The organism is Acinetobacter corruptisaponis, assembly GCF_030053775.1.
GTDB classification, from domain to species: domain Bacteria; phylum Pseudomonadota; class Gammaproteobacteria; order Pseudomonadales; family Moraxellaceae; genus Acinetobacter; species Acinetobacter corruptisaponis.
This window is the reverse complement of the sequence record NZ_CP125669.1, coordinates 1676339-1696309: the sequence shown is the minus strand read 5'-3', so window position 1 is coordinate 1696309 and position 19971 is coordinate 1676339. Positions and strand designations below refer to the sequence as shown.

The window sequence follows — 19971 nt, the reverse complement described above, 5'->3', positions numbered from 1 at the left end:
ATGATTATGCTTCCTTTATATGTCACGTCAGGTGAACCCGCAGGGATTGGTCCTGATATCTGCTTAAGTTTGGCTGGGCGAGTGGATGAGCGCCCAGTGGTGGTTTTGGCGGATATGCAGATGTTGCGGCAGCGTGCAAAACAACTGGGCAATCCTGTTGAATTGGTTGCATATCAGGGACAGGAGCAGTCAAGCCTGTCAGGGCAGCTTTTTGTGGAGCATATCCCTTTAGTTGAACCTGTTGAACTGGGACAATTAAATCCCGCCAATGCGGCTTATGTGATTGAGCAGTTACGACGTTCAGCCGAGTATGCGATGTCTGGACGTAGTGTGGGTGTTGCAACGGCACCTGTGCAGAAATCCGTGATCAATGATGCAGGCATTACCTTTAGTGGGCACACAGAATATTATCAGGAGTTTGCGGGTGTTGATCGTGTGGTCATGATGCTGGCCACCAAAACATTACGGGTTGCTCTGGCCACGACACATTTACCCTTGCGTGATGTACCAGATGCGATTACCAAACAACGCCTGCATCAGGTGATTGACATCCTGATTCATGATTTAAAAACAAAATTTAAAATAGCCAAACCACGAATTTTGGTCTGTGGTCTAAATCCGCATGCAGGTGAGGATGGTTATCTGGGGCGGGAAGAAATTGATGTCATCAATCCCGTGCTGGAAACCTATCGGGCGCAAGGCATTGATATGAGTTTAAGTTTACCTGCGGATACCCTGTTTACCCCTGAAAACCTGAAAGATGCAGATGCGGTTCTGGCGATGTATCACGATCAGGGCTTACCTGTGTTAAAATCACAGGGCTTTGGTGAAGCGGTAAACATTACATTAGGCCTGCCATTTATTCGAACCTCTGTCGATCATGGTACGGCACTTTCTCTTGCAGGTACTGGACAGGCAAAATCGTCGAGTTTGCATGTTGCGGTTGATTTAGCACTTGATTTAGCTCATCAGTGATTGACGGATAAATTATTCACGTTGGAATTATTATGTATCAAATTAATGCCCTAAACCCTAAAGATGAAGGGCATCAGGCTCGAAAACGTTTTGGTCAGAACTTTTTGCATGACCAGCGTGTGATTGCCAAAATTGTACGCTCAGTGAATCCACGTGCGGGCGATAATATTGTTGAAATCGGCCCAGGTTTGGCTGCACTGACATCGCCCCTGATTGGTGAGTGCGATGCGCTCACAGTGGTTGAACTGGACCGTGATCTGGCAGCAGGCTTGCCTGCTCGCGTGCCACATCCTGAACGTTTGACCATTGTTGAGGCAGATGCCTTAAAATATGATTTCACCCAGTTGTTTCAGGCAGGCCGTCCACTCCGTGTCGTAGGAAATCTGCCCTATAACATTTCAACCCCACTCTTGTTCCATCTCTTAGAGTTTGGTGACAAAGTCAAAGACATGCATTTCATGTTGCAGAAAGAAGTGGTTGATCGTATTACCGCTGTGCCAAATACCAAAGAGTACGGGCGTTTATCGGTGATGATCCAGTATTTCTGTAAACCGACATTCTTGTTTGAAGTGCCACCAGGCTCATTTAATCCACCACCGAAAGTGACTTCTGCGGTATTCCGTTTAGAACCTTATGAAACTAAGCCAATTATCGCAAAAAATGAAAAAGCTTTGGCACGTTTAGTCAGTCATGTGTTTACCCAGCGCCGTAAAACCTTGCGTAACAGCTTAAAAGGCATGTTGGTTGAAGAGGGTTTTGAGAAAGCAGGTGTGGACCCGATGGCACGTCCAGAAACCTTGAGTCTGGCTGATTTTGTGGCATTGTCCGATCAAATGGTGTCTTAAAATGTCCAAGCGCTACAATTATGTCATCGGTGATGTGCAGGGCTGTTTTGAAGCCCTGAAAGCGTTATTGAAAGAAATTCGCTTTGATCCAGATCAGGACTTTTTATGGTTTGCAGGTGATTTGGTTGCGCGTGGCGAAAACTCGGTGGGTGCCTTGCGCTTTGTTAAAAAGCTGGCTGACCGAGGCGCTGCTGCAACCGTTTTAGGCAACCATGATTTAACCCTGATCGCCTGCGCGCGTGGCTTGAAAAAAATCAAGGACAAAGACCGTACACAAGAGATTGTTGATGCCATTGATGGTGATGAATTGATTGATTGGCTGCGTAAACAGCCTCTAAGTTTATGTCCGAATGATCACACCTTGATTACCCATGCAGGTGTGCCTTGTATTTGGTCGGCAGAGCAAACTGTGCAGTTGGCAAGTGAAGTGCAACAGGTGGTTGGGCATGACGATCTTACGGTATTGGATGCTTTCCTTGCGGAAATGTATGGTGAGCAACCTGATCTTTGGTCAGATGATTTGACTGGGCAGGCTCGCTTGCGTTGTATTACCAATTATTTAACCCGTATGCGCTTAACCAATGCAGAGGGTAGGCTGGAGTTTGAGTTCAAGGATGCACTGGATGCACCGATGCCAACAGGCTTTCAGCCGTGGTTTGAGTTTGATAGTCAGGCTGCACAAACTCATCAAATTATTTTTGGACATTGGGCGGCCTTGCAGGGTAAAACCATTAGCTCTCAAATTCAAAATGTCGATGGTGGCTGTGTCTGGGGGCAGCAACTGGTTGCCTTGCGTTTAGAGGATCAGAAAATTTTTGCTGTGGATAATCCACTTGCCTAATTTTTGGGATAAAGCAATAGTGATTGTAGTTGGGGGTTTTGCTTAAACTCCCGATATTTTTTCTGATCAATTCGGCGTAACATTTTTTCCAATATATTAAAACCTTGTGCTGAAGATGGAACAATATAAGTTTGATGGTTAGTGATCATCTGTAATTCATAATTTTGATGGTCATGACGAACGGCATCAACTCGGCAAATATGAATAAAATTTTGTGCTAAAGCAGAGGGTACTGTTGGCAAACTTTGATTTTTAAGTTGTTGTAGTGAGAAACGTTCAGAAAAGGCTTCGGAAAGCAGTTGGAAGTTTTCATAACTTTGTTTGGCTTGTAGTCGAAAAATGCGTTTGGACTGTGGTAAATAACAGACTTCGACTTGTTGTCCAATCCATGTGGTTGCTGCCTTTAAAAAATGTGCATTTCCTAACAAAAAAATAGAGGGGAATAGTAGGTTTAAATGTACATATTGATCGCAAATGATTTCTTCTGAATCCTCTAATTGCAAACGAAGCGTATGGAATTGTGTTCTAAATAAACGTTTCGGTTGAATCTGCACCTCAATAATAGTGGCGTTGGCTTTGATATAATTCAGTTGGGTTAGATCCTGACGTAAATCTTGGTCAATAATATATTTTTCAGCAAAAAAAGGCAGCCGATGGTCTTGAAAGCTATTGCTTGGTGCAGTAAATGCCAAAGCACAGATCCAACCAACAATGAGATAAGCAAAATGAAATTGATAAGGATGACCTTTTATCCAATCTATAATATAAATGAGTAAGGTGAATAATAAGCCATAACCTAATAAGAAAATCACATAAACCCCAATCGCTTTCATTTTATTGGGAATGGTAAAACGCAAATATTCGCTAAATTCAGTTCTGTGTTTTACTTTAAGTATTTGCATGATTTTAAAATCTTTTTATTTTATATGAATGTGGTGAATCATATCATTCGATTCATGAAACTGTCACACACTGATCATTAAAGTGTCAAAAAATATTTATAAGCTAAACGCATGAAAATAACGACACAAATGGATGGCGATATGCAGAGTACATACGCGACATCTCTATTAAAGCAAGACCAGTTTCCTGAAAATTTTAAATTCTATTTTAAGAGGAAGCAGCAAAACGATTATTCTTATGAACGATCCGAGCTGCGGGATTTGGTTCGTCCACGTCTCAGAATCGCAATTGTAACTGAAACGTGGCCACCAGAAATCAATGGTGTGGCTTTATCCATGATGCAGTTATGTCAGGGCTTGCAACGTCTTGGGCATAAAATCCTGCTGGTTCGTCCAGTGCAGAAAGAAACCTGTGCGGAATTCCATCCTGAACAGGAATGTCTGGTGCTGTCCCAACCGATTCCAAAATATCCAAGCCTGCAATTTGGCTGGCCACAATATCTGAAAGTCACCAAGGCCTTTGAAAAATTCTCACCCGATGTGGTGCATATTGTGACTGAAGGACCTTTAGGACTCACTGCATTACAGGCAGCCAAGGCAAAGAAGATTGCGGTTTCCAGTGGCTTTCATTCACCTTTTCAGGATTTTAGTCGCTTCTTTGATCTGGCCTTTCTGGTCAAGCCCATCCAGCGTTACTTAACCTGGTTTCATAACAGTACCGATGTGACCTGTGTGCCGAGCCAGTATACCGAACAGGCACTGCGTGGTTTTGGCGTGACCTGTCCATTGGTTGTGGTTGGTCGTGGTGTCGATACAGCACGGTTCTCCCCAAAACATCGTTCCCAGCAACTCCGCCAACAATGGGGTATCGATGCTGATACCCGTGTGATGCTGTATGTCGGGCGCTTATCACCCGAAAAGGAAGTTGATGTGCTGATTAAAAGCTTTCATGCCTTGCAGGCCCAGCAGGGTGTCAATATCAAGTTTGTGATTGTGGGTGATGGGCCTGACCGTGTCCGACTCAGCAAGATGACCACATCCAAAGACGTAATCTTTATGGGGAGTCTTGGCGGGCATGAGTTGGCAACAGCCTACGCAAGTGCAGATGTGTTTACCTTTGCCAGTCAGGCGGATACCTTTGGCAACGTGGTGCTGGAGGCAATCGCCAGTGGTTTGCCCGTGATTGCCTATGACTACGTCTGCGCACACCAGCACGTCAAACATAATATAACAGGATGGTTGAGTCCTTTGGGGCATACAGCCGAATTGATTCAGTCCATTTGCCGTTTACCTGCGCTTCCGCAATTGCGGCAAATGGGCATGCTGGCCAGTGAAAGTGTGCAGCACAGCAGTTGGCAGTTTCCTGTACAGCAACTTGAACAAGCACTTTATCAGGTGGTGAAGGAGTCTCCCATGACCTCTACCTAAAGTATTCTCAACAAGAGGAGAAAAAGTATGAAATTTCAAAATGCAAAAATAAAAATGCTCGATCTCGATTTAAAAGGCTGCGTATATCTCAATCATCTCTCCCAGACGCAAGCAGTTGCCCTGTTTTTTAAAACCATCAGTCGTTTGGGAGATGGGCCTTTTTGGTATGTGATGTTGCTGTCCGTATGGATCATGCAGGGGTTGGCATACGGTCTACAAATTCTGTACCTGATTGTGGCAGGTTCAGCAGGCACCTTAATTTATAAATTCCTCAAACACAAAACCACACGTCCAAGACCTTACCAGGTCCATCAGGTCATTGTTTTGGGCGAGCGACCGCTGGACCATTTTAGCTTTCCATCAGGCCATACCCTGCATGCGGTGATGGTTACGATGACCGTGGGCTATATTCAACCCATCTTATTATTGTTGATGTTGCCATTTACGATTCTGGTTGCATTGTCAAGAATGATTCTTGGGCTACATTATCCAAGTGATGTGATTGTGGGGGCGATCATTGGGGCCTCAGTTGCAAGCGCAATCATCCTGCTGGCACCAAGCTTTAATATTCTTTTATAGACATATCAACAAATTTCAGGTGAATTTACCAAAACAGCACTATTCCTTAAATCTGCTGATTTGTTAAAGTAGGCTGAATCACATTCATTACATTCAGGTTGTCATATGGGCTTACGTTGGACAGATACGATTGATATTGCGATTGAACTCACCGAAGCGCATCCAGAGGTTGATCCACAATGGATTCGTTTTACCGATTTACACGCATGGGTCTGTGCCTTGCCTGACTTTAGTGATGACCCAAATAAGTCAACAGAGGGCCTGCTGGAAGCCATCCAAATGGCATGGTTGGATGAAGTTCGATAAAAATTCATCAGAAATTAGCGAACTTTTACAGATTCAAGCTGATTATTGGTGCTGACATCGGTATAATGCGGCAAATTTTTTTAATGTTTAGACCTGGATTAGGGAGCCAATCATGGCAGTTGAACGTACTTTATCAATCGTAAAACCAGATGCAGTTGCAAAAAACCACATCGGTGACATTTTTGCCCGTTTTGAAAAAAATGGCTTAAAAATTGTTGCAACTAAAATGAAACACCTTTCTCAGGCAGATGCTGAAGGTTTCTATGCTGAGCACAAAGAACGTGGTTTCTTTGCTGACCTCGTTGCATTCATGACTTCTGGTCCAGTGGTTGTTTCAGTTCTTGAAGGTGAAAACGCAGTTCTTGCTCACCGTGAAATCTTGGGTGCTACAAACCCTAAAGAAGCGGCTGCTGGCACAATCCGTGCTGACTTCGCTGTAAGCATCGACGAAAACGCAGCTCACGGTTCTGACTCAGTTGCTTCTGCTGAGCGTGAAATCGCTTACTTCTTTGCTGACAACGAGATCTGCCCACGCACTCGTTAATCCAAAGCATTCAGGCCAGATAAGTGGTATACTGCTTATCTGGTTTTTTATTTTCTTATAGATCAGTTTGTGTAAATAATGCACAGCCTTTTCTAGCGTTGACATCTTTTAGGTAAATTCACATGAGTTCTGTAGCCGTAGTTTCATCGGAAAATATGGATGAAAAACAACAGTCTGTTTCTACGCCTGTGGTTCAAGCTACCCATACAAAAGTGAACCTATTGGGCATGTCTCGTACTGAACTGGAAAAATTCTTTGAAGACCTGGGCGAAAAGAAGTTTCGTGCTGGTCAGGTAATGAAATGGATTCACCAGTATTTCGTAACTGATTTCGCTGAGATGAGCAATATCTCAGGTAAGCTGCGTGAAAAACTGGAAAAGATTTGTGAGATCAAGGCGCCTGAAGTGGTGCACCGCAACTATTCCAAAGACGGTACACGTAAATGGGTGTTCCGTGTTGGTGATGGCGAGGGTTCCCTGGTTGAAACCGTGCTGATTCCTGCTGAGGATAAAACGGGAGCACGAAAAACCCTTTGTATTTCTTCGCAAGTTGGGTGCGCACTCGATTGCTCATTCTGCTCTACAGGCAAGCAAGGTTTCCAGCGTGATTTAACCCCTGCGGAAATTATCGGTCAGCTCTGGATGGCAAACTATTCCTATATGGAAGATGTGCCTGTTGCTGAGCGTGAACGTACTGTAACCAATGTGGTGATGATGGGCATGGGTGAGCCATTGCTCAACTATGATGCTGTCCTGAGCTCCATGCAGTTGATGCTGGATGACTTTGCCTATGGGATGTCAAAACGCCGTGTGACGTTGTCAACATCGGGTGTGGTTCCCAAGATTGACCAGTTGGCACAGGATATAGATGTGGCACTGGCGATTTCACTACATGCACCAAATGATGAGCTACGTAATGAACTGGTGCCGATTAATAAAAAATACCCATTACAACAATTGATCGCTGCATGCCAGCGTTATCTGGCAAAAGATGGCAACGAAAGTGCACGTCGTCATGTCACCATTGAATATGTCATGCTGGATGGGGTGAATGACCAGCCTGAACATGCACAGCAGTTATTAAAATTATTAAAAAATCTGCCAAGTAAAATCAACCTGATTCCATTTAATCCATTCCCGCATGCGCCTTATGGGCGTTCAAGCCGAAACCGTATTATTGCATTCCAAAAAACTTTGTCTGATGCAGGTTTTGTGTGTACGATTCGTCAGACACGTGGCGATGATATTGATGCTGCCTGTGGTCAATTGGTGGGGCAGGTGGCTGACCGTACCCGTCGTGCCGAACAGTGGAAAAAGAAAGTGGCGCAGCAACAAGAAATTTTGCGCACACAAGGATAAAACTTGAGGGTAAAGCGTTGAATACAACTCGACCAAAAACGATTATAGCGACAGCTGTTGTGTTTACTGTATTGGGCCTAAGCGCCTGCCAATCAACAACACTGAAGAAAGACCCAGAAAAAGGGGTGCAGGTGCGTACCCAGCTCGCCGCAGAATATATCCGTACAGGTGACTTGGATTCAGCCAAACGCTCCCTTGACCAGGCATTGAAAGTCGATTCCCGTGATGCAAACGCCAACATGATGATGGGCATCCTGCTGCAACAAGAGGGCAGTAAACCCAATATGGAGAAAGCGGACGCCTATTTCAAGCGTGCGATTTCCTCTGAGCCTAATAATGCACAGGCCCGTAATAATTACGGTACATATTTGTACCAGCTGCAACGTTATAATGATGCCATTGAGCAATTTACCCGTGCGGGTGCAACCCTGGGCTATGACCAGCGCTATCAGTCGCTGGAAAATCTGGGGCGGATCTATTTAAAACTGGGCGATGTTGCGAATGCCGAAAAATCATTCAAACAGGCGCTACAGGCGAATCGAAATGCCACCATCTCCATGTTAGAGTTGGCGGAAATTTTCTATTTGCAGCAGAACAATAGAGATGCATCACAGCTTTATGAACAATATGTTCGTAATGTGGGGCAGAAGAATCAGGGTGCCCGCGCACTCTGGATTGGTATACGCATTGCTCGAGCCAATGCGGATCAGTTGGGAATGCAGGTGTTGGTCAACCAAATGCGTGCCTTGTTTCCTGATAGTCCAGAATATCAACGTTATTTGCAATTACAGTACAGTACTGAGGCCGTATGGAAATAAATCCAAATTCACATCAGCCAACTGGCTCAAACTCACTTTCGTCAACGTTAGGAAATATTCAACGACCTGGTGAGTATTTGCGTCAAATTCGTATTGCACAAAAGAAAGAACTTGAAGAGATTGCAAACGTATTGAACATGCCTGTCAAAACCCTGACGGCATTGGAGCAGGATGACTACAAGTCATTGCCTGAAGCCACATTCATCAAAGGCTATTACCGTGCCTATGCGAAACTGCTGAATGCGGACGCCAGCGCCATCATCCAGCGTTTTGATGAAATCTATGTCAATGACACGGGTCTCAAGGCGAATCATGCCCTGAGCAACTCACCAATCAAGACCATGGGCAAGCTTGCTGGGTCGAAAAGTGTGCGCAACCGTAAATGGTTAAAACGCATTGCAATTCTGGCTGTGTTGGCATTATTGGCATGGTTGGCTGTGATGGCGGTGCAGAACTGGACCTCCAGCCATAAGGATGAAGCGGATGTGCCTAAAATCACCAACTCGGATGTTGAGATTCTCCCAATGGGGAATAGTGTTGCAACAACGGGTGACCAGCTTGTATTGAATTTTAGCCGACCAACCTCTGTGCATATTGTCGATGCAACAGGTAAAGTGTTGGCTACAGGTCGTCAGGCATCGACATTGACCCTGAGTGGTGAGTCACCATTCCAGATTCGTCTTGATGACGCGACCGCCGTATCATTGACCTTAAATCAGGAACAGATTTCCCTGTCTCCATATACGGTCAATGGCAGGGCAGAATTCCGTTTGTCTCGTTAATGCCAAAGAGTAGAGCTATACGATGATTGTGAACCCAATTAAACGCCGTCCAACACGTAAAATCCGTGTCGGTTCGGTGTATGTCGGTGGTGATGCCCCGATTAGTGTTCAAAGCATGACCAATACCGAAACCTGTGATGTCGATGCAACGGTTGCGCAAATTCAGCGCTGTGCCGATGCAGGTGCCGACATCATGCGTGTTTCTGTGCCTTCAATGGAAGCGGCGGAGGCGTTTGGTGCCATCCGTAAGCGTGTTTCCGTACCATTGGTGGCGGACATTCACTTTGATCATCGTATTGCCTTGGCGGTTGCCGATTATGGTGCGGACTGTTTGCGGATCAACCCAGGAAACATTGGTTCAGACCAGAAAGTCCGTGAAGTAGTGGCTGCGGCCAAACATCATGGCATCTCAATCCGTATTGGGGTGAATGCGGGATCACTGGAAAAAGACCTACAGGTCAAATATGGTGAGCCGACAGGAAAGGCCCTGCTGGAGTCTGCCATGCGCCATATCGACATTCTTGATCGTTTAGACTTTCATGAGTTTAAAGTCAGTGTTAAGGCATCGAATGTATTTTTAACCATGGATGCCTACCGTTTGCTGTCCCAGCAGATTGATAATCCGCTGCATTTAGGTGTGACTGAAGCAGGGATTTATCGTACAGGTACGGTGAAATCGGCCATTGCACTGGGTGGCCTGTTGATGGAAGGCATTGGTGATACCATGCGTATCTCATTGGCGGCCGAACCTGAAGATGAAATTAAAATCGGTTTTGATATTTTAAAATCGTTAGGTCTACGTTCCAATGGCATTAACTTTATTGCCTGTCCAAGCTGTTCGCGTCAGGAATTCAATGTGATTCAGGTGATGCAGGCACTGGAAGAGCGTCTGGAAGACATTCGTACCCCAATGGATGTTTCTGTGATTGGCTGCAAGGTCAATGGACCTGGGGAAGCCAAAGAGGCAGATATCGGGATTGTTGGTGCATCGCCACGTTCACTGGTCTACCGTAATGGCGAAAAGAGTCATTTGATTGACACCAATCAGTTGGTTGATGAAATTGAAACAATGGTTCGTCAACGTGTTCAAGAGCTTGAAGAAGCTAAATCCAAAGAAATTATTCGTAGTTCATCATGAGTTCAATTGTTGCTATCAAGGGTTTTAATGACATCCTTCCAACGCAAACTGCGGCTTGGAGAAGTCTGGAACAACAACTTGCATCCCTAATGGATGCCTATGGTTATCAACAAATCAGGTTGCCGATTGTTGAACAAACAGGTTTATTTAAACGTGCCATCGGTGATGCAACAGATATCGTTGAAAAGGAAATGTATACCTTTTTTGATAAAGGTAATCCGCCTGAATCACTGACCTTGCGCCCAGAAGGCACGGCGGGTTGTGTACGTGCCATGCTGGAACATAACCTGCTACGAGGCGCTGCACCGCGGGTTTGGTATGTTGGCCCAATGTTCCGTTATGAAAAACCACAAAAGGGCCGTTATCGCCAGTTCCACCAGTTTGGTGTGGAAACCTTTGGTGTGGCAACACCTGATATTGATGCCGAAATCATTTTAATGACCGCTCGTTTATGGAAACGTATGGGTGTGTCAGCTAATGTCCGTTTAGAATTAAATACCTTGGGTGAAACCGATGAGCGTGCAGAATATCGTGCCGCACTGGTTGAGTTTTTAAACCAGCATAAAGACGCGCTGGATGAAGATTCGCAACGTCGCCTGACCACCAATCCATTGCGTATCCTTGATTCTAAAAGTGAATCCACCCAGAAGATTCTGGAAAATGCACCCAAGTTGCATGACTTCCTCAAAGAAGATTCAATCCAGCATTTCCAGCAATTACAGCAGTATTTAACCGATGCTGGTGTTGAGTTTGTGATTAATCAAAAGCTGGTTCGTGGTCTGGACTACTACAACAAGACAGTTTTTGAATGGACCACTACCATGTTGGGTTCACAGGGGACGGTCTGTGCGGGTGGCCGTTACGATGGTCTGGTTGGGCAGCTAAAAGGCAAGGTGGATCAGTCTGTACCAGCAGTCGGTTTTGCCATGGGGATGGAACGCCTGTTGTTGTTGCTTGAGCAGGTTGAGCAGGCGAAAGTGGTGCGTGACTGTGAAGTGTTCCTGGTAGCCGAACCAGCTTATCAAGCAAAAGCATTGGTGTTGGCAGAGAAAATCCGTGACCAGTTGGAAGCTGTGAACAGTAATATTCGCCTAAAAACAGGTTCCCAAGGCAGCATGAAAAGCCAGATGAAAAAGGCAGACCAGTCAGGTGCGGTCTATGCCGTAATTCTGGGTGAGCGTGAATGGGATGCGCAGCAGCTTTTGGTGAAAGAGCTTGCCACGGCTGAACAGTCACAGGTGAGCCTGACTGAGCTGACTCCATTTTTTATCGAAAAATTTAAACAATAAATTGCACAATATTTAGGAAAAGGACAATCACATGAGTTTAAGTGATGAAGAACAACTCGACCAGATAAAGTCGTTTGCCAAAAAATATGGTTCTGCCATGATTAGCGGAATTCTCATTGCCCTGATTGCCTTTTTCGGATGGGAATACTGGCAAAAGAAGAACCTGGCTGAAGCCCAGAATCAAACCGCCAAGGTACAAAAGCTGATGGATGAGGCAAAAGCGGCATCAGGTCAGCCAAATGCCTTGGCAACGGTTTCTGAAGCGGCAGACAAAATTGTTAAGGATGATGCGGATTCTGTGCAGGCGATTCAGACCCAGTTTATTCTGGCAAAGCTGGCTTATGACAAGCAGGATTATGTTGCTGCTGAAAAAGCATTGAAGAAAGTTGAAAACTCGAAAGTCAAAGATGCGGGTTTGGTGCAGATTGTTAAATTACGCTTGGCTGATGCACAACTGGCGCAAAAGAAGTTTGATGATGCGTTGAAAACCTTGTCAGGTGTGACAGAGCCTGCCTTTAAGGCAACCGCAGATGAGTTGCGTGGCGATATCTTTGTTGCGAAAAAAGATAATGCATCCGCGCGTAAGGCGTATCAAAGTGCCTGGGATAACCTGCTTGAGCGTAAACAGGAGCGTCAGCTTTTACAAATTAAACTCGAAAGTGTTGGCGTTTTAGTAGATGATCCTGAAATTGAGCGCCCGATCTTAGATACCAAAGTGGATGAGTCTTAATGCAGAATAAACTAAAACTACCTTTGGCAATTGCAGTTGCTTCAGCTTTATTGCTTGGATGTTCAAGTAATAAGGTCAAAGAGGCCAAACCAAATCCATTGCCGAAAATTCAGCAACAACAAGGCTTGAACCTTGTGTTTTCGCAAAGTGTTTCATCTACAAATGCGGCTGAGGCTTTACGCTTACAGTTGGATACCGACAATGGCGTGATTTTTGCGATTGATCCTGATGGTCAGGTTTCTGCCTATAAGGGCAAGGAACGACTTTGGAAAAGCAAGATTACCAAACAGGAGCTCACTGCTGGTGTAGAGGCGGCTGAGGGAATTGTTGTGGTGGGCAACCGTAAGGGACAGTTATTTGCATTGGATCAGGCCACGGGTGAACAAAAGTGGACAACACAGTTGTCTGGTGCAATTCTTTCTCCATCACTAATCCAGTCTGGCCGTGTGATTACCATTGCCAATGATGGAACCATCTTTGCGCATGACGCTGTATCTGGGCAACAGGTTTGGGCATATAAGCTGCCAAACGTCCAGTTTAGCCTGCGTGGTCAGCCTGCACCTGTACGTCTGGATGACCGTACTATTTTGGTCGCATCAGCGAATGCCTATGTATATGGTCTGGATGTGATTAGTGGCGTGCCACGTTTCCAGCGCCGTGTTGCGATCAGTGAGGGGCGTTCAGACATTCAGCGCCTGATTGACATTGTGGGCGATCCAGTGGTTGCGGGTCAGTATCTGGTCACCACCAGTTTCCAGGGACAGGTCACAGTCACTGATCTAGCTACACAACGTGTGGTGTGGAGTGAAGATGCCAGTAGTACCAACCGCCCAGAAGTATCGGGTGACAAGGTATTTGTTTCTACGGTGGATGGTAAGCTGAATGCCTATAGCCTGAGCACAGGTGAATTAGCTTGGCAAAATGAAGAGTTGCTGAACCGTCAGCTCAGCAATCCTGTCATGTTGGGACAAAACCTTGTGGTGGGTGATCTAGATGGTGTGATTCATCTGATTGATCCTGCTTCGGGTAAACTGCTTGGACGTGCCAAAACCAGTGGTGAAGTACAATCACTCCGTGTGATTGATAACCAGCTTTACGTCGCTACGCGGAAAGGTGCATTAAGCATTTGGCAGAATCGTTAATTTTAGCGCTGCTTGTGCTAAAATAATCAATTAGCGATTGCTAAACAGAGCATTGATCGGGGTATTTGATTATCAAAGCCCCGAATTTTTATTGTGATTACTTGATCACCAAAATCTTCCATACTGTTTCTGATACGATGTCATCAAGATGGCTCGTCTGAATTAAGGTTAGTTTATGAAACCCGTTATTGCGCTCATTGGTCGTCCAAACGTCGGAAAATCAACGCTATTTAACCAAATCACCAAAAGTCGTGATGCTTTGGTTGCTGACTTCGCTGGTTTAACCCGTGACCGCAAATACGGTGATGCGGTTTATCAGAACAAATCGTTCATTGTGGTCGATACAGGTGGTATCGGTGAGAATGAGGGTGGTATCGACACCTATATGGCGGAGCAGTCAAAAACTGCCATCCATGAAGCCGATATCATTATTTTTGTTGTGGATGCCCGCGCAGGCCTATTGGCTTCAGATGAACAAATTGCGCGTGAATTGCGTACCCTTGGCAAGAAAGTCTACCTCGTTGCCAATAAGGTCGATGGTGTCCATGCTGAAGCGGCTCTGGTTGAGTTCTATAAGCTTGGTATGGGTGAACCAATGCAGGTCGCGGCCAGTCATGGTCGTGGTGTGCAGCAAATGCTGGAAGAAGTCCTGGCGGAAGTCCCAGAAGATGAAAATCCAGAAGAACACAATAAAAACACGGGCTTGCGTTTAGCAATCATTGGTCGTCCCAATGTGGGGAAATCAACGCTGGTTAACCGTTTACTCGGTGAAGAGCGTGTGGTGGCTTTTGACCAGCCTGGAACAACACGTGACTCGATTTATATTCCATTTGAGCGTGATGGCCGCCAATATACCCTGATTGATACCGCAGGTGTGCGTCGTAAAGGTAAGGTGGATGAAATGATTGAGAAGTTCTCAATCGTTAAGACCCTTCAGGCGATGAAAGATGCCAATGTTGTAGTCGTGGTGGTTGATGCCCGTGAGGGGATTGTAGAGCAAGACCTGCATTTAATTGGTTATGCGCTTGAAGCTGGTCGTGCCATGGTCATTGCGATCAACAAGTGGGACAATATGAGCGAGTATGACCGCAAGCAATGTAAGCTTGATGTTGAACGCCGTTTTGACTTTATTCCCTGGGCAAAAATCCACTTGATTTCTGCACTGCATGGAACTGGGGTGGGAGAATTATATCCATCCATTCACCGTGCGTATGAATCATCAAACTTAAAAGTTTCACCAGCGAAACTGACCCAGATTTTAAATGATGCCACCGAAGCGCATCAGCCGCCATCCATTGGTGGCCGCCGTATTAAAATGCGTTATGCGCATATGGGCGGACAGAATCCACCAACCATCGTCATTCACGGAAACAAGGTTGATAAAACCCCTGCGGATTACCGTCGTTATTTAGAGAATGTGTTCCGTAAAGTGTATAAGCTTGAGGGTACACCTGTAAAAATCGACTTTAAGACCTCAGAAAACCCATTTGAAGGACGTAAGTCTCAAGTGGATGAGCGTGTTGCCGCACGTAAACGTCGTTATATCCAGAAATTTAAAAAGGCGGAAAAGAAATTCAAGCGTTAAGTTTTTCTTGATGTCAAAAAGCCCAAAGTCTGCTTTGGGCTTTTTTATCTGCAATGGAGGCTATTATGGCGCGTATCATCCAGATTTATGTTCAGGCATTGGCTCAACTGCTTGAAAAGAATAAAACAGATTTTGCTGATTTAAGCAGTTTTAATCATTATAAAAAACAGCAGATTCAAGCTCAGCGTAATCACTTTCTCGCGAATCAACTGGATTGCTCAATAGAAGACTTAGCTTTTGCCCAGCATGAACATGGCAAACCTTTTTTAACGTCCCATTCGCTACATTTTAACCATTCACATAGTCAGCAATATTATGCTTTGGCCATGAGTGAACGTGTTAAAGACATTGGGATTGATGTTGAGGAACTGGATCGAAAGGTTCGCTTTGATGCCTTGGCACAACATGCATTTCATCCCGAAGAATATCAAACATGGCAAGAAAGTCAGGATGAGGAATATTGGTTTAGGGTCTGGACGACCAAGGAAGCAATTTTAAAGGCATCGGGTCTGGGGATTCGTTTGGACCTCAACAGTTTAAATACCCAAGTTCACCCAACCAGTCATGGAGGAATGTGTTCCCATCCGCTACTGGGGACTTTTGCCTATCAGAATTTTATCTTAAATCAGAAGATTGTGTTGACAGTGGCATGGCGGGCAGAGCAGTCCTGTCGTGGTTTTCAGTTTCCACAGATTCAGGTGATTCAAGCTTGGTCTGTTTTGACTTGTGGAGATGATTTTTTCTATACTCTCGGTTCAAAAGCGAATAAAAATTGAAAACAATGAAGAAAATTTTTTTGGTTGTGGTTTTATTGGGGGGAATGGGAATCGTTGCTACATATCATTATGCAGATGCACAGTTATTGCCCAGAATCATTACTCAAACATTTCGTCCTCAATATGAGCAGCTTTTAATTCAGGACTGGCTTAAATACCAAAACCTCATACAGCAGCTGGAAATTCCCCGTCTCAATACTGAGAAAATAGATTTAAGTTCATCAGCAGGAAGAGAAAAATTTAAACAAAACTATGTTAAATATGCCAAGTTAATCATTGATGCCAATAATCAAAATATTGCAAGAATTCGGCAAGCCACTTTTGCCACGGAAAGTTACCGAAATATTCAAAGTCTGGATATGCAGACCTTAACAATAATGAATCAGCTTTTTCAGGACAACGTCATTGATTATTATGCCAGGCATGGTGATACTCAGACATTTTTAAGAGAGCCTGCACTCAAAATAGAGACTGTCAGTAAATATCAGGCACAGCAAGTAGAAATAAAAGTTCTGGAACAGTTAAGAATCTTGGCGATTAAGAAAGATAGACGTTTAAGGCATATTGATGCTGATCTGTTCTCGGACTGGTTGGATTACTCAATACTTGAGCATCAACTTTATCCACGAGATGCTCAGTGGGATACACTTGGAAATCTTCAAAAGCTATCGCAACGAACAGAATATGACGATGTACGGGAACTGCAAGCTTATCAGGCCTTGCAACCACGTACAGCGACTTTTAAAAAGATTCAACAGCTCAATGTGCAATCTATACAATCAAACCTCCAGATTTTTGCCGATTTTAAGCAACCTACAAATGCCCAGCAGGCTTTGGAGAATATCAAGGCCCTCAATAAAACGATGCAACAACAGGATTTTAAAACAGGCATTGAACTTTCCAATCAGCTTACCGCAGAGCAGCAACGCATAAATAAACAAATGGTTTTGCAACTCAGTCAGGCACTTTTGTAGGTCATAAAAAATGCCAGCAATCATGCTGGCATTTTATTTGAATCAAGAGAAGTAGAAAGTTTAAGGAATCTCTTCTTCTTCAAACTCAGGTTTAACCTGGACAATAAAGTCCTGACGATTCAGGCCACGCCATAAAGCGAAAGCTGTACCAATATAAATGGATGAGTAAGTACCGACGAATACACCGACAAACATCGCCACAGAGAACCAGTGCAGGCCATCACCACCTAAGAACATCATGGCAAGCACCACGAGTAACAGGGTCATCGAGGTATGGATAGTACGGCGTAAGGTTTCAGTAAGGGCAATATCCACGATTTCACGCGGGGTTGCACCACGAATCTTACGGAAATTCTCACGGATACGATCCGATACAACGATGTTATCGTTGAGCGAGAAACCAATGACTGCAAGTACCGCAGCCAATACCGTTAAGTCGAAAGGCCACTGGAACAGGGCGAAAGCACCAATAATAATGATGATGTCGTGGAATAACGACATGACCGCACCCATCGCGAGTTTAAACTCGAAACGAATGGTCACATAAATCAGCATCAGGATCAGTGCAAGTGCCACCGCACCCGCAGAGCGGATATACAGTTCATTACCTACCGCACCACCCACAGAATCGACCTTGTGAACCTCTACTGAGTTGTTTGGCAATTGAACCGCTTTGGTAATGCTGTTGCTTAAATCTTCAACCTCAAGGTCTTCCTGCACAGGCATACGCACGATCAGGTCGGTATTGCTTCCCAGAGTTTGTACCACGGCATCCTTGAATCCAGCACGATCCAGTGCCTGAACCACCTGAGCAGGCTGAACCGCCTGTTTATAGTTCAATTCAGCCGAGATACCACCAGTGAAGTCCAAACCGAGGTTCAGGCCTTTGGTCACAATAAAGAAGATGCTGGCAATAGTCAGCAAAATCGAGAAGATTGCGGCAGGTTTGGCAATCTTCATGAATGGGATGATTTTTAGATCATCTGGACGGCCGTATTGCTTTGAGTCCTGTTGAGTCAGATCAGTCATGTGAATCTCCTTAAATACTCAACTTGGTCAAATTACGGCGTTTGCCATAAATGAGCTGTACGATTGCACGTGTTACCGTAATTGCAGTAAACATCGAGCAGACAATACCAATCATCAGGGTAACGGCGAAGCCTTTAATCGGGCCTGTACCAATTGCGAATAAGATAAACGCAACAAGGAATGTGGTTAAGTTCGAGTCAAAAATGGTGTTGTAGGCTCGATCATAACCCGCGACAATGGCCTGCTTGGGCGAGGCGCCCCAGAGCATTTCTTCCCGTATCCGTTCACAGATCAGTACGTTGGCATCGACCGCCATACCAATGGTGATCACGATCCCCGCAATACCTGGCAGGGTGAGGGAAGCGCCAATCCATGACATCACGGTAAGGATCATGGCAAGGTTAAACACCAGTGCAAAGTTGGCAATCAAACCGAATAAACGGAAGAATACGATCATCCAGATTGCAACCAACAGGAAGCCGATTTGGGTTGATAATACACCCTTATCGATATTTTCCTGACCAAGGCTAGGACCGACCACACGTTCTTCCACGAAGTACATTGGTGCAGCCAAGGCACCTGCACGAAGCATCAACGCGAGTTCAGCCGCTTCCTGTGGAGAGTCAAGCCCTGTGATACGGAACTGTGAACCCAACACGGCCTGAATAGTTGCGGCATTGATCACCACAGACTCGGTATATGGGGTGCGAACTTCAGTCTGAGTTCCTGTTTGAGGATCAGTGACATAGCTGATTTTTTGCTTATTTTCAATAAACAGCACGGCCATACGCTTGCCAACAGAATTGCGTGTCGCATCAGCCATGAGCTTACCGCCCGCGGTGTCCAGGGTAATGTTGACTTCTGCACCACCTGAGTCCTGACTAAAGCCAGAGCTTGCATTCTGGACGCGTTCACCTGTCAAAATACGGTTACGGTTTAACAGAAGTTGTCGGCCACTATCCAGTGATTCATAGGCAAATACTTCCGTACCTGGAGGAAGCGGCTGACCATTATATTTACCTGTATATTTGTCAATATATTGATCATTGCTGTCAGCAACCAAGCGGAACTCAAGGTTTGCGGTACGTCCAAGAACACGTTTTGCCTCGGCAGTATCCTGTACGCCTGGCAATTCAACCACAATACGGTTGTTACCCTGTGTCTGTACCAGTGCTTCAGCCACACCCAACTCGTTAATACGGTTACGTAGGGTGGTTAAGTTCTGGTTCACCGCATAAGACTGGATTTCCTGACGGCGGGCATCGGTGTAATTCAGTTTTAAGGTCGCGCCTGTAGCCGTTGCAACTGCCTGCTGGCTAAACTCATTACCATTACGGCGCAGGAAGTCTGTCGCCGCATCACGGTCAGCATTGTCTGCAAACTGGATGGTAATGGTGTTGTTGCTTAAATTAAGGTTGTTAAACTTGATTTTGTTGTCACGAAATTGACGACGCAGATCAGTCGCAGATGTTTCCATACGCTGACTAATTGCTTTATCCATGTCGACTTCAAGCAGGAAATGTACACCACCACGCAAGTCCAAACCAAGTTTCATCGGTTTGGCCCCAATCTTTTGCAACCATTCTGGTGTGGTTGGTGCAAGGTTGAGGGCAACCACGTAGTCATCACCCAAATCACGGCGCAGCACTTCCTTGGCCTTTAACTGGGCCTCTGAGGAGTCTAAACGTAGTAATGCCGCGTTGTTGGTGAAGCTGTTGTCGTGACTGCTGAGGTTGGCAGCTTTTAAAATCTGCTCAGCTTTTTGCACTATGCTCTGATCAATCTGGGTACCTGCCTTTGCCCCAGAAATCTGGACAGCAGGTTCATCTGGATACAGACTAGGAAGTGCATATAACGTACTGATCACAAGTACCACAAGGATCAGTAAATATTTCCATGCAGGGTAACGCATTCGCTTTCTTCTTAAATG

The 19971-nt window shown here is 45.2% G+C and carries 19 protein-coding genes and 1 pseudogene; 17 read left to right on the top strand and 3 right to left on the bottom strand.

Annotation, left to right across the window (positions count from 1 at the left end; translation table 11 throughout):
* Genes pdxA through QLH32_RS08060 form a run of 3 tightly spaced genes read left to right on the top strand, consistent with a single transcriptional unit; the run spans position 1 to position 2661 of the window.
* Complete coding sequence (gene pdxA / locus QLH32_RS08070) at positions 1 to 975, top strand: 4-hydroxythreonine-4-phosphate dehydrogenase PdxA (protein ID WP_283269056.1); 975 nt, start codon at positions 1 to 3, stop codon at positions 973 to 975.
* Between the two features lie 32 nt (positions 976 to 1007).
* Positions 1008 to 1820, top strand: a complete 813-nt coding sequence (gene rsmA / locus QLH32_RS08065; protein WP_279960116.1) for a 16S rRNA (adenine(1518)-N(6)/adenine(1519)-N(6))-dimethyltransferase RsmA — start codon at positions 1008 to 1010, stop codon at positions 1818 to 1820.
* Position 1821: 1 nt separating this feature from the next.
* On the top strand, positions 1822 to 2661 hold the full coding sequence (locus QLH32_RS08060; protein ID WP_283269054.1) for a symmetrical bis(5'-nucleosyl)-tetraphosphatase: 840 nt from the start codon (positions 1822 to 1824) through the stop codon (positions 2659 to 2661).
* Here the strand turns inward: QLH32_RS08060 and QLH32_RS08055 are convergent.
* The gene (locus QLH32_RS08055; RefSeq protein WP_283269053.1) at positions 2658 to 3563 is read right to left on the bottom strand and encodes a hypothetical protein; all 906 of its coding nucleotides are present in this window, start codon (positions 3561 to 3563) and stop codon (positions 2658 to 2660) included. The genes QLH32_RS08060 and QLH32_RS08055 overlap by 4 nt on opposite strands.
* A gap of 141 nt (positions 3564 to 3704) precedes the next feature.
* Between QLH32_RS08055 and QLH32_RS08050 the strand changes: the two genes are divergently transcribed.
* From QLH32_RS08050 to QLH32_RS07985, 14 genes and pseudogenes are all read left to right on the top strand, one after another.
* The gene (locus QLH32_RS08050) at positions 3705 to 4991 is read left to right on the top strand and encodes a glycosyltransferase family 4 protein (RefSeq protein ID WP_283269051.1); all 1287 of its coding nucleotides are present in this window, start codon (positions 3705 to 3707) and stop codon (positions 4989 to 4991) included.
* Between the two features lie 27 nt (positions 4992 to 5018).
* The gene (locus tag QLH32_RS08045; RefSeq protein WP_283269050.1) at positions 5019 to 5570 is read left to right on the top strand and encodes a phosphatase PAP2 family protein; all 552 of its coding nucleotides are present in this window, start codon (positions 5019 to 5021) and stop codon (positions 5568 to 5570) included.
* 105 nt (positions 5571 to 5675) lie between these two features.
* The gene (iscX, locus tag QLH32_RS08040; protein WP_005269171.1) at positions 5676 to 5876 is read left to right on the top strand and encodes a Fe-S cluster assembly protein IscX; all 201 of its coding nucleotides are present in this window, start codon (positions 5676 to 5678) and stop codon (positions 5874 to 5876) included.
* 112 nt (positions 5877 to 5988) lie between these two features.
* Complete coding sequence (ndk, locus tag QLH32_RS08035; protein WP_267981992.1) at positions 5989 to 6420, top strand: nucleoside-diphosphate kinase; 432 nt, start codon at positions 5989 to 5991, stop codon at positions 6418 to 6420.
* 122 nt (positions 6421 to 6542) lie between these two features.
* Positions 6543 to 7778 (top strand): dual-specificity RNA methyltransferase RlmN, encoded by a 1236-nt coding sequence (rlmN, locus tag QLH32_RS08030; RefSeq protein ID WP_283269048.1) that lies wholly within the window; start codon positions 6543 to 6545, stop codon positions 7776 to 7778.
* A 17-nt stretch (positions 7779 to 7795) separates the two neighbouring features.
* Positions 7796 to 8596 carry a type IV pilus biogenesis/stability protein PilW gene (gene pilW / locus QLH32_RS08025; protein WP_267981990.1) on the top strand — a complete coding sequence of 267 codons (801 nt, stop codon included), beginning with the start codon at positions 7796 to 7798 and terminating at the stop codon, positions 8594 to 8596.
* Positions 8587 to 9378, top strand: a complete 792-nt coding sequence (locus tag QLH32_RS08020; RefSeq protein WP_283269047.1) for a helix-turn-helix domain-containing protein — start codon at positions 8587 to 8589, stop codon at positions 9376 to 9378. The genes pilW and QLH32_RS08020 overlap by 10 nt, the downstream gene beginning before the upstream one ends.
* A gap of 22 nt (positions 9379 to 9400) precedes the next feature.
* Positions 9401 to 10516 (top strand): flavodoxin-dependent (E)-4-hydroxy-3-methylbut-2-enyl-diphosphate synthase, encoded by a 1116-nt coding sequence (gene ispG, locus QLH32_RS08015; RefSeq protein ID WP_283269046.1) that lies wholly within the window; start codon positions 9401 to 9403, stop codon positions 10514 to 10516.
* Entirely contained in the window at positions 10513 to 11805 is a 1293-nt protein-coding gene (gene hisS, locus QLH32_RS08010) for a histidine--tRNA ligase (RefSeq protein WP_283269045.1), read from the top strand. The genes ispG and hisS overlap by 4 nt, the downstream gene beginning before the upstream one ends.
* 31 nt (positions 11806 to 11836) lie before the next feature.
* A complete protein-coding gene (locus QLH32_RS08005; protein ID WP_283269043.1) occupies positions 11837 to 12535 on the top strand; it encodes a YfgM family protein in 699 nt (232 codons plus the stop codon).
* Positions 12535 to 13677, top strand: a complete 1143-nt coding sequence (bamB, locus tag QLH32_RS08000; RefSeq protein WP_279960125.1) for an outer membrane protein assembly factor BamB — start codon at positions 12535 to 12537, stop codon at positions 13675 to 13677. The genes QLH32_RS08005 and bamB overlap by 1 nt, the downstream gene beginning before the upstream one ends.
* Before the next feature lie 175 nt (positions 13678 to 13852).
* Positions 13853 to 15262, top strand: coding sequence for a ribosome biogenesis GTPase Der (gene der, locus QLH32_RS07995; protein WP_283269042.1), 1410 nt, complete (start codon positions 13853 to 13855; stop codon positions 15260 to 15262).
* A 65-nt stretch (positions 15263 to 15327) separates the two neighbouring features.
* Positions 15328 to 15969, top strand: a pseudogene (locus QLH32_RS07990) (4'-phosphopantetheinyl transferase family protein); the annotation flags it as partial.
* A 74-nt stretch (positions 15970 to 16043) separates the two neighbouring features.
* A complete protein-coding gene (locus QLH32_RS07985; protein ID WP_283269040.1) occupies positions 16044 to 17012 on the top strand; it encodes a hypothetical protein in 969 nt (322 codons plus the stop codon).
* 60 nt (positions 17013 to 17072) lie between these two features.
* Here the strand turns inward: QLH32_RS07985 and secF are convergent, their stop codons facing one another.
* Positions 17073 to 18041: a protein translocase subunit SecF gene (gene secF / locus QLH32_RS07980; RefSeq protein ID WP_283269039.1), complete on the bottom strand. Its 969-nt coding sequence runs from the start codon at positions 18039 to 18041 to the stop codon at positions 17073 to 17075.
* Positions 18042 to 18051: 10 nt separating this feature from the next.
* Positions 18052 to 19953, bottom strand: coding sequence for a protein translocase subunit SecD (gene secD / locus QLH32_RS07975; RefSeq protein ID WP_283269038.1), 1902 nt, complete (start codon positions 19951 to 19953; stop codon positions 18052 to 18054).
* Between the last annotated feature and the right edge of the window lie 18 nt (positions 19954 to 19971).

Coding starts and splice junctions, on each gene's coding strand:
- pdxA (WP_283269056.1), top strand. CDS start 1: ATGATTATGCTTCCTTTATATGTCACGTCAGGTGAACCCGCAGGGATT.
- rsmA (WP_279960116.1), top strand. CDS start 1,008: ATGTATCAAATTAATGCCCTAAACCCTAAAGATGAAGGGCATCAGGCT.
- QLH32_RS08060 (WP_283269054.1), top strand. CDS start 1,822: ATGTCCAAGCGCTACAATTATGTCATCGGTGATGTGCAGGGCTGTTTT.
- QLH32_RS08055 (WP_283269053.1), bottom strand. CDS start 3,563: ATGCAAATACTTAAAGTAAAACACAGAACTGAATTTAGCGAATATTTG.
- QLH32_RS08050 (WP_283269051.1), top strand. CDS start 3,705: ATGCAGAGTACATACGCGACATCTCTATTAAAGCAAGACCAGTTTCCT.
- QLH32_RS08045 (WP_283269050.1), top strand. CDS start 5,019: ATGAAATTTCAAAATGCAAAAATAAAAATGCTCGATCTCGATTTAAAA.
- iscX (WP_005269171.1), top strand. CDS start 5,676: ATGGGCTTACGTTGGACAGATACGATTGATATTGCGATTGAACTCACC.
- ndk (WP_267981992.1), top strand. CDS start 5,989: ATGGCAGTTGAACGTACTTTATCAATCGTAAAACCAGATGCAGTTGCA.
- rlmN (WP_283269048.1), top strand. CDS start 6,543: ATGAGTTCTGTAGCCGTAGTTTCATCGGAAAATATGGATGAAAAACAA.
- QLH32_RS08020 (WP_283269047.1), top strand. CDS start 8,587: ATGGAAATAAATCCAAATTCACATCAGCCAACTGGCTCAAACTCACTT.
- ispG (WP_283269046.1), top strand. CDS start 9,401: ATGATTGTGAACCCAATTAAACGCCGTCCAACACGTAAAATCCGTGTC.
- hisS (WP_283269045.1), top strand. CDS start 10,513: ATGAGTTCAATTGTTGCTATCAAGGGTTTTAATGACATCCTTCCAACG.
- QLH32_RS08005 (WP_283269043.1), top strand. CDS start 11,837: ATGAGTTTAAGTGATGAAGAACAACTCGACCAGATAAAGTCGTTTGCC.
- bamB (WP_279960125.1), top strand. CDS start 12,535: ATGCAGAATAAACTAAAACTACCTTTGGCAATTGCAGTTGCTTCAGCT.
- der (WP_283269042.1), top strand. CDS start 13,853: ATGAAACCCGTTATTGCGCTCATTGGTCGTCCAAACGTCGGAAAATCA.
- QLH32_RS07985 (WP_283269040.1), top strand. CDS start 16,044: ATGAAGAAAATTTTTTTGGTTGTGGTTTTATTGGGGGGAATGGGAATC.
- secF (WP_283269039.1), bottom strand. CDS start 18,041: ATGACTGATCTGACTCAACAGGACTCAAAGCAATACGGCCGTCCAGAT.
- secD (WP_283269038.1), bottom strand. CDS start 19,953: ATGCGTTACCCTGCATGGAAATATTTACTGATCCTTGTGGTACTTGTG.